Source organism: Kordia antarctica, assembly GCF_009901525.1.
GTDB lineage: Bacteria > Bacteroidota > Bacteroidia > Flavobacteriales > Flavobacteriaceae > Kordia > Kordia antarctica.
Map to the genome: position 1 here is coordinate 4,717,731 of NZ_CP019288.1, position 19,797 is coordinate 4,737,527.

The 19,797-nt window shown below is 33.5% G+C and carries 13 protein-coding genes and 1 pseudogene; 3 read left to right on the forward strand and 11 right to left on the reverse strand.

Annotated elements, in window-relative coordinates; all coding sequences use genetic code 11:
- Position 1 precedes the first annotated feature (1 nt).
- From IMCC3317_RS19840 to IMCC3317_RS19890, 11 genes and pseudogenes are all read right to left on the reverse strand, one after another.
- Positions 2-3,262, reverse strand: coding sequence for a type I restriction endonuclease subunit R (locus IMCC3317_RS19840; protein WP_160131222.1), 3,261 nt, complete (start codon positions 3,260-3,262; stop codon positions 2-4).
- A 5-nt stretch (positions 3,263-3,267) separates the two neighbouring features.
- Positions 3,268-3,786 (reverse strand): Pycsar system effector family protein, encoded by a 519-nt coding sequence (locus IMCC3317_RS19845; protein WP_160131223.1) that lies wholly within the window; start codon positions 3,784-3,786, stop codon positions 3,268-3,270.
- A gap of 5 nt (positions 3,787-3,791) precedes the next feature.
- Positions 3,792-4,793, reverse strand: a complete 1,002-nt coding sequence (locus IMCC3317_RS19850; RefSeq protein WP_160131224.1) for an adenylate/guanylate cyclase domain-containing protein — start codon at positions 4,791-4,793, stop codon at positions 3,792-3,794.
- Positions 4,793-6,031: a restriction endonuclease subunit S gene (locus IMCC3317_RS19855; RefSeq protein WP_160131225.1), complete on the reverse strand. Its 1,239-nt coding sequence runs from the start codon at positions 6,029-6,031 to the stop codon at positions 4,793-4,795. Before IMCC3317_RS19855 ends, IMCC3317_RS19850 begins: the two co-directional genes overlap by 1 nt.
- A complete protein-coding gene (locus IMCC3317_RS19860) occupies positions 6,028-6,294 on the reverse strand; it encodes a hypothetical protein (RefSeq protein WP_160131226.1) in 267 nt (88 codons plus the stop codon). Before IMCC3317_RS19860 ends, IMCC3317_RS19855 begins: the two co-directional genes overlap by 4 nt.
- A 1-nt stretch (position 6,295) precedes the next feature.
- Positions 6,296-7,798: a type I restriction-modification system subunit M gene (locus IMCC3317_RS19865; protein ID WP_160131227.1), complete on the reverse strand. Its 1,503-nt coding sequence runs from the start codon at positions 7,796-7,798 to the stop codon at positions 6,296-6,298.
- Positions 7,799-7,862: 64 nt separating this feature from the next.
- The gene (locus tag IMCC3317_RS19870) at positions 7,863-8,087 is read right to left on the reverse strand and encodes a DUF2188 domain-containing protein (protein ID WP_160131228.1); all 225 of its coding nucleotides are present in this window, start codon (positions 8,085-8,087) and stop codon (positions 7,863-7,865) included.
- A 219-nt stretch (positions 8,088-8,306) separates the two neighbouring features.
- Positions 8,307-8,879: a restriction endonuclease subunit S gene (locus tag IMCC3317_RS19875; protein WP_160131229.1), complete on the reverse strand. Its 573-nt coding sequence runs from the start codon at positions 8,877-8,879 to the stop codon at positions 8,307-8,309.
- A 65-nt stretch (positions 8,880-8,944) separates the two neighbouring features.
- Positions 8,945-9,145, reverse strand: a complete 201-nt coding sequence (tnpB, locus tag IMCC3317_RS19880) for an IS66 family insertion sequence element accessory protein TnpB (RefSeq protein WP_160131230.1) — start codon at positions 9,143-9,145, stop codon at positions 8,945-8,947.
- A complete protein-coding gene (tnpA, locus tag IMCC3317_RS19885) occupies positions 9,133-9,483 on the reverse strand; it encodes an IS66 family insertion sequence element accessory protein TnpA (RefSeq protein WP_160131231.1) in 351 nt (116 codons plus the stop codon). The genes tnpB and tnpA overlap by 13 nt, the downstream gene beginning before the upstream one ends.
- 64 nt (positions 9,484-9,547) lie before the next feature.
- Positions 9,548-9,634, reverse strand: a pseudogene (locus IMCC3317_RS19890) (transposase); the annotation flags it as partial.
- Between the two features lie 314 nt (positions 9,635-9,948).
- Between IMCC3317_RS19890 and IMCC3317_RS19895 the strand changes: the two are divergent.
- From IMCC3317_RS19895 to IMCC3317_RS19905, 3 genes are all read left to right on the forward strand, one after another.
- Entirely contained in the window at positions 9,949-10,950 is a 1,002-nt protein-coding gene (locus IMCC3317_RS19895; RefSeq protein WP_160131232.1) for a hypothetical protein, read from the forward strand.
- 2 nt (positions 10,951-10,952) lie between these two features.
- Positions 10,953-11,699, forward strand: a complete 747-nt coding sequence (locus IMCC3317_RS19900) for a hypothetical protein (RefSeq protein WP_160131233.1) — start codon at positions 10,953-10,955, stop codon at positions 11,697-11,699.
- Between the two features lie 681 nt (positions 11,700-12,380).
- Entirely contained in the window at positions 12,381-19,748 is a 7,368-nt protein-coding gene (locus IMCC3317_RS19905) for a SpvB/TcaC N-terminal domain-containing protein (protein ID WP_160131234.1), read from the forward strand.
- The last annotated feature ends 49 nt before the right edge of the window (positions 19,749-19,797 follow it).

Below are 19,797 nucleotides of genomic sequence, written 5' to 3' on the forward strand. Positions count from 1 at the left end.
ATTACTTGTATTTAAGAATAGCTACTTTCATACACTCTTCTATGAGGTTATCAATTTTATCCCAATTAGTATCAATATTGAATTTTTTTAAAAGCTCATAAAGAGCATCACCTAATTCAATGTTGATTTTACCAGTGATATCTTCATTCCTATGCCACTCAATAATTTTATTCCCATTTAAATAAATGTTATCCATTACAGTCTTGTCTATTGCTAAACTGGTTTCGATGTGAAACGTAGTTTTTAATAATTCTGAATTATCATATACGGATTTACTGAAATTGTAAAAAGCGAGCGCAGCATCATTATTTGCTAATTCAGGTGGAGCATCATTTGATCTACCATTAAGGAAACTATCTTCGTGAGCTTTGGCTCTTTTAAGAAATTCAGCTTCTGTAATACGCTTCAGATAATATAATTCAATCGTTTCTTTGATTAGATCAGCAAGCTTTTTGTAGTATACTGGGTCTTCTTGCATTTTAACGTTTATAGCCTTAATGGTTCTACTAGCTATATGGTCAGCTTGTGCTGCTTTACCTGTTATTTTTTCTATTTCAGCTTCACGCTCTTCCTTATCAAAAATGTTTACTAATTCTGTAACTTTCATTATCTCTCCTTCGGTTGAGATATGCTTATTGATTAGTTTTTGGATTTGCGGTTCAAACTCTTGATAAGACAAGTCATCATTATACCTTCTTTTAACATCTACACGGAGTTTTAAAAAGAATTTAGCGTCTCTTTTATACATGTTTACTTTTTTCTCCTCAGTTTTGGTAATAAACTCAAGAGATGATAGTGCCATCTTTAATAGACGAGCAAAATGACTCAGTTTTTCGTAAAATTTATTCCTAACATCTTCTGGAGATAATAACTCTTCATAAGCCGTAGGCTCTAGATTTTTATCTTTAAGTGTTTTGAAAATATCCCAAAGTTCAGAGTGAGCTTGAGGAAGTTTTTTAACTTCATCATTTATTTTTATAAGTGATGATTCTATATCTTCTTCATTAAAATCTGCAAGACCTGAATATGTGCTTAATGCATCATCTAGATTTTCAAGGTTACCATAGTAGTCAATGATATATCCATAATCCTTACTAGGATAAACTCTGTTTACTCTAGCGACTGCTTGCAGTAATGTGTGTTCTTTTAGAGACCTACACAAATATAATACGGTGTTATTTGGAGCATCAAAACCTGTTAATAGTTTAGCGACAACAATAAGTATTTCTGGATGTTCCCGCTTTTTAAATTGAGTAATAATGCTTTTTTCAAAACGTTTTAAATCCCCATACTTATCAATCATCGCTTGAAAATAAACGTCCTCTCTTTCTTTTTCTTCATTTACATTATAAAACCCATCTTCGGTTCCTTCTCTTGGGTCAGATTGGGTTACAACTACCTCAGAAGTAACTATTCCCACTTCATCAAGAAACTGTTTATAGAGAAGTGCAGTCTTAATTGTCGGTGCAACTAATTGCGCTTTTGGCTTGTATTTGTCTTGATATGTTTGAAAAAAATCTCTGTAGTGTTCTGAAATGTCCCAAGCTCTTTCATACACCACTTTTTCAGCTTTATTTAACTCATTAATCGTATTAAATTTCCTTTTTAAATTTGCTCTCCCATAATCGGATAATGGCTCTGAAACTTTATCAAAGAAACGATTTATAGGTTTTTCGTCAACTGTAATTAAATTATGTCTTCCTTCATAAAGTAAAGGAACTACAGCCCCATCATCAACTGCGTTTTTTACTGTGTATGGGATGCCTATATAGCCTCCAAACTTATTTGCGGTACTCTTTTCTTTTTTCATTAATGGAGTCCCTGTAAACGCAAGAAAACATGCATTAGGAAACACTCGTCTCATACTAACATTAAAAGTACCATATTGTGTTCTATGTCCTTCATCAATCATCACAAATATATCAGGAGACAAAAAAGGAGTTTTACACTGTTTTACAGCTGCTTCAAATTTGTTGATTATCGTAGTAATAATAGCATCACTTTTATCGACTAAAAGGTCAGAAAGATGAGCTCCAGTCTTTGCTTGCACAACTTCTTTCTGGCATTTTTTAAAAGTATCTGATATCTGGTCATCCAAATCAATCCTATCTGTAACTAATAAGATTTTTGGGTTTTTTATGCTATCACTTGATGCTAACATTTGCGCAAGCATCACCATTGTTAAAGATTTTCCACTTCCTTGTGTATGCCATATAACGCCACCTTGTCTTTTACCAGTATTATCAAAATGTGAGACACGGTTTAACGTATCATTCACAGCAAAAAACTGTTGGTATCTCGCTACTTTTTTTATTCCTTCATCATAAAGTGTAAAATTTCTAATTATATCAAGTATACGTTCTGGTCTACATAGACTATATAATAATTCGTCCTGCTTGGTAAGTACTCTATCTTCTTTTTCTATACCATCAAAATAACGTCTTGCATAGTTGAAACCGTAGTTTCTCTCTGCAAACAATTTGTCCTTTTGCGCTTCAGAAAGCGGTGTGTTTTTTAAAGTAGCTAGCGTGCTATAATATTCATCCTCATCTTTTTTAGTAGGGAATTGCTCTTTCCATTTAGCCCAAAACTCTTTGCTTGTACCTGTAGTTGCATAGCTTCCATCATTTGTAGCGATGCTCATTAATAATTGCGAATAAACATATAATGAGCGTATACCTGTTTTGCTGAAGTTTCTAATGTTTTGTTCTATTGCAAGTTCAGTTGGGGATTTTATACCACCTAAGGATGGACTTTTACACTCTATGATGACCGTTGGTATACCATTTATAAAAAGTACAACGTCAGGTCTATAGGTATCTGCACGTCCTGTGCGTAGCACACTAAACTCTTCACTAACGTGAAAAACATTGTTTTCTGGTGTTTCCCAGTCAATATATTGAAGCGTATGGCTCTTTTTATCGCCATCAATACTTTGTTCCATAGCTTTCCCTAAAGTAATAAGGTCATATAAAGCTGCGTTTGCATTTAAAAAGCCTTCATTTGTAGGTAAATCCTTTAATGTAATAATTGCTGCATTAATGTTAGAGTCTGAAAACTCATATTCCTTACCTTTTCTACTAATAGTGTTAATAGATTTAAGTTGCTTTCTTACTATCGATTCTAATAATACATGAGACTTTTTGTCTCCTCTTAATGCTAAAGCTTCCTCTGGAGATATGTAATTATATCCTAACCTTATGAGCAATTGAATTGCGGGAATTTGCGATATATGGTCTTCTAAAAATGATGGTGTGCTCATAATGTCTATTTAAAATAATTATATAACCAGAAAATGCCAGCTAAAGGAACGGTTACATAAGCAGTTACAGTTATCCATACAGCAATTGTAAACAAACTGTATTTATTGCTTGTCACTTTTGAAAGAGAATGTATTTGGCTAGCTATATCCTCATCAATTTTTGAAAATTCTTCTTTCACACCTTTTTCTTTTAATGATTTTAGAATCTGCTTTGGAGTGCTTTTCCGTAGATGTTCAAAGAAAAAAATATTACTTTCTTGATTAATATTCGTAATACTTATATGTATAAAATTAAGACGAGGAACAAATGAAATTAAACAGGTAACTGTAGATATAATTAATAGAATTATAACAAATGAAAAATAACCATCAAAAAAACTGAATTCTGTTCTATTCAAAAAGGGAAGCTTGGCAACTCCATAAATAGAAGCAGCATTAAAAGCTATTAGCATAGCGTTCTTAGCTTCTGCAAACTTTAACCATTCTTTTGTGTTATTTAGTATTTCTATTAGTTCCTTATTCATATCTTTTAATCTATTTTCCACGTTAAACCAGATCCATATACCTCGTCAGTTACGTCCTCAACGTTATATTTTTTATTTTCCCACCATTTATTTATAATGTCGTTTCCTGTTGAATTCTCATTTTTATATCCATTATAAATTGCTTTTGAAATTAGTATAGCAGGATAATCTGTTTTCCTGGTCTTCTTTTGAAAACTAATAAATTTACCTCCCGATACGTAAACACTGCCTGTTGGTGAAGTTTTTATAGAGTCAGCAAATTTCTCTGGTGTCATTTCTACTGTTTCAATTGTGGTTAGGTACTCAGGCTCATCACCTCTTTTTATAGGTGTTCCCCCAAATGGACTTAAACCAATTAATCCCATTCCTCCAAATAATCTAGCGAAATTGGAAGGATTTCTCTTTACTTCGTAATAGTCTTCTTTTACTACTTTATTTGCAGTATCTGTAAGTCTAGATGCAAGATTTGCTGGATATCCTGTCCAAACAAGACCTCTATTTTCATTGGCTTCTACACCCAGTTTTGGAGTTCCTACTTTAATGACTTTTAGCTCTCCATAATCTATGCCGATACCGCACTTAAAATCTATTCCAGTAAATTGGTTATCTATAACTTTACTGCATATATGATTAATTGTGATTGCGCATTTTACAGCATTTACATAACAATTATGTGATGGAAAAACAACCATAACACGGTCACCTATAATATTCCTTACATAGCCGCTATGATGATGCGCTGCTTTTATTACACCTTTCGCAAACGCCGAATACAACCTCCCCATTGTTTTTGTGTGATGTTTTTTAGTCAAAGAAACTGAACCTCTAATATCCACAAACAGGACACAGGTGTTTATGACTTTGGCTTTCTTTTCTTTGGCATTACCAAACGTTAGTGCACTATCATCTAGATTAGGAACAGCCTGAGTACTAGTATATGAAAAGTCTGTGCTCAAAATATCTTTGATATCTCTTTCTATTTCTTCTATGATTTTCTTCACTGCCATTATAATTTTACTCTAATCTGTCCAGTTAACAACTGCTGCATTAATCCTTTTTTCTGAGTTTGTAGTTGTTCTAAATAATTCTGATGATTTACTATACCCTTATCTATCGAATCTAAGACAGAGCTAATTGCTTTCTGTTCTTTGAAGGATGGTATTTTTACAACTAGTTTAGGAAAATCCTTTTTACTCATAACACGGTTACGTCCTGCTCCTCCTGGAGATATTACATTTAACAAATATTTGAATCGCGGTTGTAATACATAGTATCTAAAAAATAATGAGTCTGAAATACCATCAATAAAAGTATAGGTGGGAAACCTGTGTGAGACTAATCCTCCTTCATCAATTTTATTAGCTATTGCAATTGCGTGTTCCCATGCAAAAGTGATATTAACTACTAAATCATTTTCTTTAACCTCATAAAGCGTTTCCATAGCTATAGAATTAGGGTCAAAATTTTCTTTGTGGAATATACCTTTTCCGTGGCTTCTTAATCCTAATGCTAAATACAAATCATTTGGTTTGTTCTTAGGACGTAATGTTTGTTTTATAAAATTACCTAATTCTTTTTCCTCCCATTTATCTAAAAACCCATCAAGCCTCAACTTTCCTGTCAACAATTGTTGCATCAAACCCTTTTTACGAGCTTGTAATTTCTCAATAAGGGTTTGAGTAGTTTCAATAGCTGTGTCCCAAGATGAGAGGATAGAAGCTATTTTTTGTTGTTCATTGAATGGAGGTGTAGGGACTTTTATACTTTTGACATCAGATGAATTTATTGCAGGATAATTAGACCCAACGACTAAAGCATAAATTTGACTTTCATAGTTAGCACTAAATAAGAATTGATATAAATAACCACTTTCCGTATTTTCTTTAGTATTAATTACAGCAAAACCTGTTGAAGCTATAGTGTCTTTGACCTCCTCGTTAATAAAACAAAATGACTTTAGATTTGGTCTAACAGTTGCCATTAAAATACTATGCTTTTTTACAATTCTTCTAGCTCTAGAAGGAGCGTTTTTATATTTATAAACATCTAGTTTGACACTAAGGATACCCTTATTCACATCAGACAAGGAAATATATTCAAACTTGTAGTCAGCATCAGTTGACGATTTTAAAGAATCCTTGTCAACTTCTGCTAATTGAGAAATTGTCTTAATTTTCCAATCTTCGGGTATCCACCCAAGTTTAGTTTTCTTATACCCTACTTTATTTTCTTTCTCTAAAATCATAAACATCCACAATCAGGTTCACTATCAACAACTAGTTTAAAAGGTAAGTCACAAGAGTCCGTAAAATCTTTGAGCTTACAGGTTTCTAAATAATCGCCTTTATCATCGTATAGGTCTAATTCAATATAACCCGAGCCGTTGTTGCAATAGTTTGCATTAATTCTATATTTCTTTCCGTTTTCATCTTTGGCATAGACTACACAGCCTTTACACTCTTCACAAATGTTTTCTTTTACCTCCTCAATGATTGATTTGTTTTCCATATTAAAAGCCTAATTCAGCTAAATGTTGCGCTAGCTCATTTTCTACCTCATCAATTTGTTGCTTCAAGGTTTTAATATCTTCTTGGGTTGCTTTGATATCTATAGGCTCTTCTTCTTCAAAAGTATCTACGTAACGTGGTATGTTGAGGTTATAGTCATTCTCTTCTATATCACTGAGTTTTGCAACGTAGCTATACTTATCTATGGTTTTCCAACCTATATAGGTTTCTAGTATTTTTTTTATATGAGTCTCTTCATCTAACTTATTCTGATTTTTCGCACTATCAAACTCATTACTCGCATCAATGAAAAGGACTTCTTTTTCTTTTTCTGTTTTTGGGTTTTGTCTGCTTTTGTCAAAAATTAAAATGGTTGCAGGAATACCTGTTCCAAAAAATAAGTTAGGTGGTAATCCTATGACTGCTTTTAAAAGGTTTTCTTTAATAAGTTGGGTTCTAATTTTCCCCTCACTACTACCCCTAAACAATACACCGTGAGGTAAAACCACACCAGCTTTTCCCGTTTCGTTTAAAGTTTCTAACATATGCGTTATAAATGCATAATCACCTTTACTCTTAGGAGGTACACCTCTGTGAAAACGATTGTATCTGTCTGCGCCAGCATTGTCTGCTCCCCATTTATCTAAAGAGAACGGAGGATTTGCAACGACAATATCAAACTTCATTAAAGCATCATTTTCCTTTAATAATGGATTGTTTAATGTGTCGCCCCATTCTATAGTAGCATTGTCCATCTCGTGTAGAAACATGTTCATACGTGCTAAAGCCCACGTACTACCATTTACTTCTTGACCATTAAGCGATACATTTTTACTACCTATTTCATTTGCAACCTTTAATAGCAATGAGCCAGAACCACAAGTTGGGTCGCATACACGGTCACCAGCTTTTGCTTCTACTAACTTAGCAAGTAGTACAGATACATTTTTAGGAGTATAAAATTCTCCTGCCTTTTTACCAGCGTCTGAAGCAAATCTATCTATTAAGAATTCATAAGCATCACCAATTATATCATTACCTTCTAAATTAGACGGTCGCATATCAAGATCTACAAAATCTCCTAAAAGATTCTTTAATCTGCGATTACGGTCTTTGGTTTGTCCTAAATTAGGTTCTGAGTTATAATCAATGTTTCTAAATACCTTTTCTAGCTTAGAACGGTTGGCATCTTCAATGTTTTCTAAAGCAATATTTATAAGCTCTCCTAAATTGTCGGCATTTCGCTTTTCATATAGAAATTCAAAAGCACTTTCTTTAGGGATTTTAAAACGTTCATGCTTCATAGCGCGATCTACACGCTCTTGGTCTCCATCATACTTAGCTAAATAACCTTCTCGCTTCTCTTTATTTACATCGCTTATGTATTTAATAAAGAGCATTGTAAGAATGTAGTCTTTGTATTGTGTGGCATCTATTGTCCCTCTAAAAGTGTCGCAAGCTGCCCAGACTTTATTGTTAATTTCTTCTTGTGTTAGTTTACTCATTAGTATTTTTTTTTAAAAAGGAAGAGTAAGACGTTAGTATCACTCTTCCTTTTTTAATTAATAGTTAACCAATTGGAGGATAAGGGTCATTTCCATGTGAATCCTTTCTTTGAATTTTACCATCTTTACCGTGGATGAATAATTCTGAACCTTCATTTCTTGATAAATTCCTGCTGTACTTTTCAGCCTCAGCTTTGGTGTCAAAATGTTTTGAAGCTCTACTAGCTCCTCCTTTTTTTGAGTCCCAACCACCTTCTGAGTTTGGAACTACGTGTCTTGTATCTGCCATTGCGTATACTTTTTTTTAAAAAAATGTTCAATCTTTTTACGGAGTAGAACAGGCTTGCCGAGTCTAAACAAATCGGTGTTTTGATTTGTCAATTGTAAAGTATACTTTTGTTTTATCACAAACATTGTTAACATCAGTTCGGTGACAAGCCACTGAGATAAACGATACTTACATTGAGTCTTAAAAAGGGACTAACTTTTTAAGGCTTTTTTTTATGTCTTAAATTTTCATTTGATTATTAATTAATTTGTTGACCACACCTTGCTTTAAGGCTGTTCGTTTCTTTAAAAGTTCTTGTGTTAATCTCACTTCCTTATCCATAAGTTCTATGAGGTTCACTATGCGTTGTTGTTCTTCTATTGAAGGAATAGCAATTGTTATTTGTTCTAACTCTTTTTTTGGAATAGAGGTTATAGTAGCGCCAGCACCTATGAGCTTTAAATTATATTGTACTTTTTCTGAATTGAGATAATGCGCTAAATATGAGCTTAAAACCTCTTTGGAGTTTGCTTTGATAATAAAGAATAGGGAAGAAGGAACAGCCTTGCCAAAAGCAGAATCATAAGCCCAAGCAAATGTACGATGACCTTTACCAGCTAAGATAACATCACTTTCCTCTAATAAGAATTTTTCATTCTTATCATCAAGTTCAATAAAACTATCCTCAAACTTAGTTGGCTTTAGGAGCTTGTCAAAATGACCAGCATGCAGATATTTTACAGCACCTTCTCTTGTTGGCTTATCGTATGAGCCAAACTGAATGTCTGCAATATTTCCGAGTTTTTTATTCATAAATGTGTATCAAGTTGTTATTTCTTGAGCACAAATATACAATAAAATTTTATTGTAGAGTATTTCTAATTAATATTTTTAATTGTAGAGCATTTCGTATTTTTTACTTTATCACGTGATTTGTTGATAAATATATACGCAGTTCCATCCAGAGCAGAGCCGTTGAGTTCTTTTTGGATAATACCTGCTAGGCTATCAAAACTCTTACGCATATCCGTAGGATGACAATATAAATGATAACGGTTTGAAATTCCTAGTCCAAACATAATATAAGTTGAGTTAATGAGCAAAGAGTCTTTTGATTTAATAAACAGGTATCTAAATGTAGACGAACACCGTTTGGATATTCAATTCTAATTGATGAACCAGAAGTAGTCATAGGCATATCAACTTCAATAGGAATGAATTTACTCCAAGATGGTTCTTCTCTAGGATGAATTTCCGCTTGATCTAATTTCTTTTCAAGATGAAAGTGTTTCAGCCAATATTTTAAAGTAGCCAGCTTGATATCTTCACGCTCACAAAAATATTTCTGATCGATATCTTCTAAGTACATCATCTCTATCAAGGCAAACATACACTCTTGTTTCTTGGAGTTTTTCATCTAACTAAAATAATCCACTCAAAGATTCTCTGCAATATTCAGTTTACCGAAGGCTTACCTTTTTTAGATTGGTTAAAAAGTTACCAAAGCTTCTGTGCCTAGAATGCTCTATCAGGCATACATTTTTAAGTTCATCATTAACAGTTTCTATATTCTTAAATCAAAAACTTATAATACTGTCATTTCAGGTATAAAAACAAAAACCTGTAATCTTTTAAATTACAGGCTTTTACAATTTATGTGACCACGAACCTTCAAAGTTCGAACTTTTTGATGGAGGATTTGAAGGCTATTAACTTGTTTTTAAAAGAGTATACTTCACTTTTAATAGCTTCATAATGATTATTAGCCTTAATAACACCAAACTACAGAAGGCAAATAAAGTTTGGGTATAATAGAAGTAGTAGGAATTCATTTTACGGAAAACCGTAATCAACTCTAAATCATTATACTTAACTTTAGAAAATGAGAACAATTCAAATTTTTATTTATTGTTTCATTTCATTTATGTTTTTGGGATATTCACAAACAAATGATATAAACGATATACAATATGGAGTTGCTATAAAAGCAACGATAGATTTTAATGGATTTGCTAATAGCTTTAAATATACCAATTACAATATTGCTGTAGTTGGGGGCGCAGGAGCACATCCGTTCGATTATACTGATGCTTATCCATCAATACATGCTGGTTTACTTCTCTATAATAGAGGCGATTTAATTAGCTCGTATGAGAAAGGTTTTCTTAATAGTACTACAATAGATTTTATTTTAGATTTTAGTGTAACTGTTGGTTATTACACAGGAAACGTAAATTTTGACAAACGTTTTGTCCCTTTATATCATTTTTCTGATTTCACACCTAATCCACTTCAAAATCCTTTTCAACATTCCTTAACAGTAGGAACTAATTTTATTTGGTTTATAGATAAATACAAACGAGATACTAAAGAACTTCCGCAACGAGTTGGCTTTACTGGAATAATGATAGATAGAAGATTTCAGTTAAACACATATAATGACGGTTCAATATGGGCTAAAATTGGGTTGACTGATCGGTTAGACCGTTACTATACAGGTGGTGGAGTCATTGCCTATCATATTAACAATCAACACAGTTTTAATAATATTGAATTAAGCTTTCATAAATTTACAGGGCATGAAAAATATGCTTTCGATACTGCAAACTTGCTTCAACTTGACTTTATACCCTTTAAAAATCCTAAAACATATTATTATAGTAAAAGTCGTTTTAGGGTATCACTAACGAGTTTTCGAAATAACTTTGGGCTTCATGTAACGCTTCATAATACAGATTCAGATCCGCAAGATTATATCCACTTTACTGGACAATCTGCATATCATCCAGATATTTTTCCAAATAAAGGAAAGTTTTGGAACGATTTAAAACGTCTTGGATTAGGTGGGTTTTGGCTGAATACAAATTCTAATTTCACAAATTGATTATGAGAAAAATATACTATTTAGCACTAATTGCAGTATTGTTTTTGGGATGTAAATCGATACCAATCAATCAAATTATTGAACAAAGTGAAAAGATCAATTTAAATCATTATGACATCTATACATTTAAATTAAGGTTACAAAATGAAATATCTGATCGTAACCCAAACGCACTAATTTTTGCAAACGGAGTCGATGCCGATAGAGGTTTAATTCATGAAATGCTCTATATATTAAGGAATCAGAATAATGATAGTATTATCTATTTTACAACAAGATCACATAAATATATTTATGACGGCGGCGTTTTTAATGATTCAATATATAAAAAATATATGGTCATGAACGATTTAGATTATATCTATATTGGAAAAGAAGAAGGTAATAAATTTAGTTTTTATGATCCGCATGGGCGTACTTATGCTCACAATCCGACATTCTATTTTACAGAAAAAGATGATGTGATAACGATAGATAGTTTAACGAATAACTATGCGAAAGAAAAAAGTCGACAACAAAAGAGAAATTTGACGATTTTAGATGATGTTTTTAGTGTTTCGTTAAAATTCAAAAAAGAAAATAAATCGTATGTTTTTGCTTATCCAGTTGGAAGTTTTCCCAGAAATGGGCAAGTCGTCCGATGTTCTACTATATATATACGTGACAATGATGTTTATTTAGAAGTTGAAGGATTTGAAAAGACTTGGTATGATCCTCACATAGATAAAGTCAAAATGTTCAGAAATTAAATATCTATATCATTCCATTATGAATCAACATTTACTTTAAGCCTAATTGTCTCAATAATTAGGGGTTTAACTTTGCCATACTCGTATGTTATCAAAACAGCTACTACATAAAATATACTTACGATGAAAATGGTCAAGAAATATATGACAATTCAGGAGCTAGAGGAATCTTTGATAGAACACTTTATGAAGAGAATGAAACAATAAAAGATGTAAACTTACTAGACCAATGATTAAAAATTAAAAAATCATAAGTATGCTGTCCGCTCGGGTATAAAAATAAAAATATGTAATCTATTAAATTACAGGTTTTTACATTTTTTGTGACCGCGAACCTTCAAAGTTCAAGCTTTTTTATTGAGGATTTAAAAAAGTTAATGCATCTTTTGAGAAGCATTCTTATTCTTTAGATACTTTTTAGATTCACATCATTTTTAAAATAAAGCTTCCAGTTATTCCTGCAGATAGGCAAAAAATGAAGAATTTTCATGATAAAACGTAAATTTTAGCTATTAAACTTCAATACTTTAAATAAAAATACTTAAATTAAATAAAGATTAGTATTACATGTGTAAAATAATAAGAATTCCGTATACGCATATATTACCAAACGTAAGAGAAATAAAAACAACATTAAATTAACTTTAGAATTAATAATACTTATTTAATTTCTATAAATAAATGTCAAATAACTCTAATAAAGAAGAAAAATCCAAAGGTATACAGCAGCCTTCATTAGTTCCAAAGCTAGAACTTCCTAAATCTGGTGGAGCAATTCAAGGTATCGGTGAAAAATATACCGCTAACCCAGCAACGGGTACAGGTAACTTCTCAGTTCCTATTGGTGTTACTGCTGGACGTGGTGCGCCACAACCTTCACTATCTTATAGTTCTGGCTCAGGGAATAGTCCTTTCGGGTTGGGTTGGAGTATGGCAGTTCCATCTATCAGTAGAAAAACAGAAAGAAACTTGCCATTATATAATGACATCCAAGATTCAGACACATTTATTCTATCGAGTGTCGAAGATTTAGTTAAGAAGTTCAATTATAATAAGGATACTGAAGAATGGGAACAAGAAAAGTATACTAGTAATAATAACAAGTATGAAATTGTTAGATATCGTCCAAGAACAGAAGGCTTATTTGCAAGAATAGAAAAATGGACACATAAAACTACAGGTGATGTTTACTGGAAATCAATTAGTGGGGAAAATATAACTAGTATATATGGAGAAACTCCCGAAAGCAGAATAACAAATCCGAAAAATCCTAAACGAATTTTCTCATGGCTATTATGTAAAACATTCGACAACAAAGGAAATATCACTTTGTACGAATACAAACAAGAAGATAATGACAATGTAACCAATACTTTGTCCGAAGTTCAACGAAAAAACAATACGCAGCCACAGAAATATCTAAAACGCATTCTTTATGGAAATAAAGAAATGTACCCCAAAATACAACCTGACTTATCAAAATTAGAATTCTTATTCAAAGTAGTATTTGATTATGGAGAACACAATTGGGATAATCCTAAAATAGCTGAACAAAATACCTGGCCTCATCGCTTAGATGCATTCTCAAAATACCGTGCAGGATTTGAAATTCGGACACGAAGACTTTGTCGAAGAGTATTAATGTTTCACACATTTCAAGGTGAAAATGTAACCGTAGATAAATATGGCATTGGAAAAGAACGACTTATTCAAAGTACCGATATTAATTATGATGAAAATCAAAATATTACACAAGTAAATTCAATTTCTAAGGTCGCTTATGAATATGACAAAGTAGTAAAGGTTTATATCAAGAATGAGATGCCACCTTTGGAATTCACCTATTCTAAAGCTAATGTAAACGATACACCAAAAGAAATAGATGCTGCTAACGCTAGAAATACGCCACAAGGTTTAAGTGGTAATTATCAGTTCACCGACTTAAATGCTGAAGGCTTAAATGGTGTGCTAATAGAAACGGCTGGAGCTTGGCATTATAGAAGGAATTTAGGTGAAGGTAAATTTGATAGACTAAAAACAGTAAGCGAAAAACCCAACTGGAGCAATCTTTCTGGCGGAACGCAACTGAGCAATATAGAATCTAACGGGCAATTACACCTAAGTCGTCAAGGAAGCAATGGCGGTTATAGCAAAAGAGACGATGACGGTTCTTGGTCACCATTTAGAAATTATGACCAACGCGTGAATATAGATTTATCCGATCCCGATATTCGTTATGTAGATTTAAATGGTGACGGTCGTCCTGAAATACTCATTCTTCGTGACGAGCTTTTAAAATGGTATCCCAATAATGGCGAAAAAGGTTTCGATCAAGAACAACGAAACTATACAGGAACAGATGAAAATTTAGGGCCTGCAAGATTGTTTCAAAATGATTTAGAAGGCATTTTCTTAAATGATATGACGGGCGATGGCTTAAGTGATATTGTACGTATTCGTTGTACTGAAATTTGCTATTGGCCCAACCTTGGTTATGGAAACTTTGGTGAAAAAGTAATCATGGATAACGCTCCATATTTTGAAGCTCCTGATGTTTTTCATCCACAAAACTTACGCTTAGCAGATATTGATGGCTCAGGAACAACAGATATTTTGTACCTAGCGGGACACAATACCTACTATTGGCTCAACCATTCTGGTAATGGTTTTTCAGATGCTATTGAAATCAAAAACTTTCCATCAACTCATAAGCAAACTACGGTTAGTCTAATCGATTTATTAGGAAATGGCACCGCCTGTTTGGTATGGTCTAGTCCACTAGCTTCAGATGCGCTTTCACCTTGGAAGTACATAGATATAATGAACAGCACGAAGCCATATTTGCTTACCGAGATTCGGAATAATATGGGAAGTGTAACGCGTTCAGAATATAAACCTTCCACCTATTTCTATCTAAAAGATGAACGAGAAGGCAACCCTTGGATTACCAAACTCCCTTTTCCTGTTCATGTAGTGCATAAAACAGAAGTTGAAGATTTAATTACAAAACACAGATTTGTAACAGAATATGCCTATCACCACGGATACTATGACAGAGCTGAAAGAGAATTTAGAGGTTTTGGTTTTGTAGAACAATGGGATGATGAGTCTTTCAAAAATCCTGACAAAATGAATCCAGATGTTATTTATGATAAGCCACGCATTTGCACCAAATCTTGGTTTCATACAGGAGCTTGGGAAAAAGAAATTGATTTAGAAGAACAATACAAAAGTGAATATTGGAAACAAGAAAACAAAGAAACTTTTTTAGCTGATTCTGAATTGCTGAATGATGATAATTGGACAGCTCAAGAAATACAAGAAGCCAAAAGAGCATTGCGCGGGCAATTATTAAGATCAGAAGTTTTTACAGAAGATGATTCAGATTTAAAAGACAATCCTTATGTAGTAACAGAAGCACGTTTTCAGGTAAAACAATTGCAACCGATAAAACTCAATGACATATCAAACAGATACGCTGTTTATATCAGTTTACCTTTAGAAAAAGTAACGGCTACGTATGACCGAAACCCAAAAGATCCTCGATTAGCTCATGAATTGACTTTAGAGATTGATGATTTTGGCAATGTTATAAAATCGGCTTCCATTGCTTATCCAAGACTTTATGGTGTCGAAACTGATCCTGACCATTGTTCAGAACAATATCAACTCAAAATAATTTACACCGAAAATGAAGTATTCAATCAAAAAGATACGTATTCCAATTGGTATGTAAAAGGCGTTCCGCTTTCTGCAAAAGCCTATGAAATAGAATCTCTAACGCAAAGCCAAGCCTATCCTCCATTTTTTGATAGAGATGATTTAAGAAGAGATATTCCAACAGCCACTAAAAAACTGCTTTCGGCTCAAGTAAATTATTATCGTGACGATGATGATACACAAGTCCAAAGTCTATCGCCAGATAAATTAACTTTTGGAGAAGTTCAACCTCTTATATTGCCTTACGGAACTTATCAACTCATATTTACAGAGAAAATTCTTGACCAAGCTTATGATGGTCTTTTTCCAAATCCAACCGATTTTAATAATGAAGTCACAGGTACTCTTGGATTCTTGCAGAGAGAAAACTATTTAGAAGAAACTCACCCAACTAAAGTAGATAATGATCCACTGAAAACAGAATCAATTTCTGGCTGGTGGGTTACAGGAGGCTTTGCACAATACGACCCAACTAATTTTTATACCACAACCAAAGTAAAAGACACTTGGGGAAATATAAGTGAAGTCACTTTTGATGACATAGGTTTATTACCCATTAAAGTAAAAGACCCTTTAGATAATGAAATAACAGCCGAATACGATTATAGAATTCTTCAACCCTTACTTATTACCGATCCTAATGGCAATAGACAAAAAGTTGCGTATGATGGTTTTGGTAGAGTGATCCGAACTGCCGTAATGGGAAAAGTGAATGATAATGTAGGAGATGTTCTTGACAGAGAAAATGCACGGAATATTCATTCGCCAAGCGATACGGAAACAAGTATCATTGAATATCACCATGACAGATTTTATAAAGAAGGCAAACCAAATTTTATACATTCTTATTCTAGAGAAACACATCACAACGATTTAACATCTGGAGATGAAAGCCGATGGATGGAAGCAAGAGTATACAGCGATGGCTTCGGACAAGAGTTACAAACAAAAGCAAAAGTGGCTCCAGGTGAAGCCAAGTATGTTGATACAAATGGTAATTTACAAACCATAGTGCTTTCAGATCCACGTTGGCTTGGAAGCGGTAGAACCATTTACGATAATAAAGGACAAGCCGTAAAACAATACGAACCCTATTTTAGTACTAACCGTGAATATGAAAATGAAGACGAACTAGTCCTTTGGGGAGTTTCTCCATTTATTCATTACGATGCCATAGGCAGAGTGTATCAAACAGATATGCCAGATGGTACTTTTACTAAAGTAGAATTTACGCCTTGGCAGTCAAAAACCTATGATGCAAATGATACGATATTCATAACAAATAAATGGTACATAAACATGGTAAATGGAACGGTAGCTGAGGAAAGAGCTGCCCAACTTTCTTTGCTTCATGCAGAAACTCCAAGCATTCAGATTATAGATGTACTAGGCAGACCCGTACTAACAAAAACCAATAATTTGGGTAGTATTGACACAACCAAAGTAATATTAGATACGGTAGGCAATCAACTTCAAGTAATCGATGCCAATGGAAATACTGCTTCCGAAGTGGTTTATGATTTAGTAGGTAGACCACTCAAAAGTATAAGTAATGATGCAGGTACTAGCTATGCCATCATGACCATAGATAATCAACCAGCTATTACTTGGATTCCTAATGAGCATAGAACCCGAATGGAATACGACCAATTTCGAAGACCTAAATACTTGTGGTTACTAGAAGCCAATACGCCCGATGAAATCATAAAAGAAGCCACCGTTTACGGAGAAAATTTTTCTGCAACTCCTGAAACTCACAATATGCGTGGGCAAGTTTGGAAAAGCTACGACCAAGCTGGCATTACAGAAGTCAACGAATATGATTTTAAAGGTGCGCCTCTAAAAAGCACACGCTATATTTTTGAGGATTATTTGGAAGAGGGAAATTGGACAGGTTTGGATGATAGACCTTCTGTACTACGACCATTAAAAGCTTTACCTGTTTTATCTCTAAATCCAGAAGATATTTTCACTACGTCTATACAATATGATGCGCTGGGCAGACCTACCAAAAGTACAGCCCCAGACGAAAGCATTACAGAAAACATCTATGATGAAGGCGGCGCTTTATACTCAGTAAAAAGCAAAATAGTAGATCAAAATGAAACCACTCAAGTTGAAAAAATAGCCTACAACGAAAAAGGACAACGCCTTGGTATAAAGTATGGAAATAAGATTCGTACAAAATATACTTACGACATATTGAGCTATCGCTTAACTAATATCCATTCTCAGAAAGATGCGCACTTGAATGGCGAAGTAATTCAAAATATAGATTACACCTACGATGCCATTGGTAATATTGTAGAAATAAATGATACTGCCCAACAAACTATTTTTTTTACAAATCAAGTGGTTGAACCCAAACAACAATTTGTATACGATGGTTTAAATCGACTAATTGAAGCTACAGGACGAGAACATATAGGGCAAAATACAGGAGAACAACTAAGAATTCCTGAAGCTAAAAACGGTGCAATTCCATACAACAATGCAGCACCTAACGATACTAATGCGTTACAAACATACAAACAATCATACACCTATGATTCGGTAGGGAATATTCTAAAATGGGAGCATAAAGGAGAAACTCCATATACAAGAGATTACATTTATCAAACTGGAAATAATCGTCTAGTTACTACAAAAATTGGGAGTACCACAACTACTTACACTTACGATATAGCAGGAAACATTGAACAACTCTCAAATCACATTTTCCCCATAGAATGGAACTTTGAAAACCAACCTACCAAAATGGTTTTTGCTGATAGTAAAATAGCCCATTATCGTTACGATGCAGGAGGTGAACGCTTAAGAAAAGTTGTAATAACTGGAATAAACACGACAAAAGAACGCATTTACCTTGGTAACTATGAAGTATATAGAGAATATAAAAACAACCAAATAGATAAAGAACGAACCACATTACATATAGCAGATGACACAGGAAGAATATGCATCGTAGAAACCTTGACGAAAGGCACTTCACTAAATTCTACACTAAATAAACCAGTATATAGATACCAATTAAGTAACCACCTTGGCTCTGTGGGTATAGAATTAGATAGCGATGGCAATATCATAAGCTACGAAGAATATCACCCGTATGGCACTACAGCCTACTATTGGAAAAGCACTACCATAAGCCAAAAACGCTACCGTTATACAGGCAAAGAACGAGATGAAGAAAGCGGACTCTCGTACCACTCTGCTCGCTACTATATGCCTTGGCTAGGAAGGTGGCTCTCCGTTGACCCAGCAGGTATGGTGGATGGTCCTTGTTTGTACCAATATAGTTTGAGTAATCCGGTGATGTTGAGGGATGAGAATGGGATGCAAAGTTCAAGTGAGATTGAAGGATTAGAAAAGTTAGATAGGCAATCTCCAGGATTAATGGGTGATAGAATACCCGTTGAGAATGAAGAAATTGATGCAGAAGATGTGAGGCCCGCAGGAAAAAGTTTTCTTAATAAAATAACTGGAATTTTGGGTAAGATTTGGTCTAGCCCAAATACAATTATTGGTTTAACATATGGTTTAATAGGTCACGTAATTAGTAAAATTGCAGGTGGTGATTCAGAAATCAAGATAAGCAAGGAAAGAAATGCTATTGAATTTACCAATAATCCATTGATGTCAAAATATGGAGCATTAACTTTTGGCAATACAATTGTATATGGGAAATATTTAGGTCCAGGAGCAGAATATGATGAATCCGAACATGAAGAACAGCATACATATCAAGGTGAAGTATTAGGACCGTTTTATTTTCCACTTCATATTCTTTTTGGAATAGCTTCGATTTTTCAAGGTATTATTGGCAAAGGAGATGGCCCTGATTTTTGGCATAATTCAGCTAATCTTTTGGAAAAAGGGCCAGAAATGAATCCACCACAACCATGGCCATTTATAAGGTCAAATGGGTACCCTATTACTTTACCAAAGTCAAACCTCGAAACGAGATATGAAGGAAATACCTCTAAGAATATAGATTTACATTTAGATAATTTAAATAAAAAAAATCCTTATGCAGGTATTCTAAAACCACTTTCCGTCTTTAATATGGATTTAAGCAGTAATGAATCATATAAAAAAACAAAACAGTATTTAAAACTTCAAGCTGAAAAGAAAAAAAACCCTTTAGTATTCTCATTAAGTCAATCTCCAGTAACTAATATTTTTACTGCTAGGGCTCAAAAAAATTTATCAATAGGTATAGGATTTATAAATACAAATCCATTAAAACAAAATAATTTACCTGAAACAAACTTAATTCCATTTAAGCCTTATGGAGCACCCGTAATTATTATAAATTTTAAATTTTAAATCGATGCTAACTGTATCATACATAAATCTTGCACATTTATCTTTATTA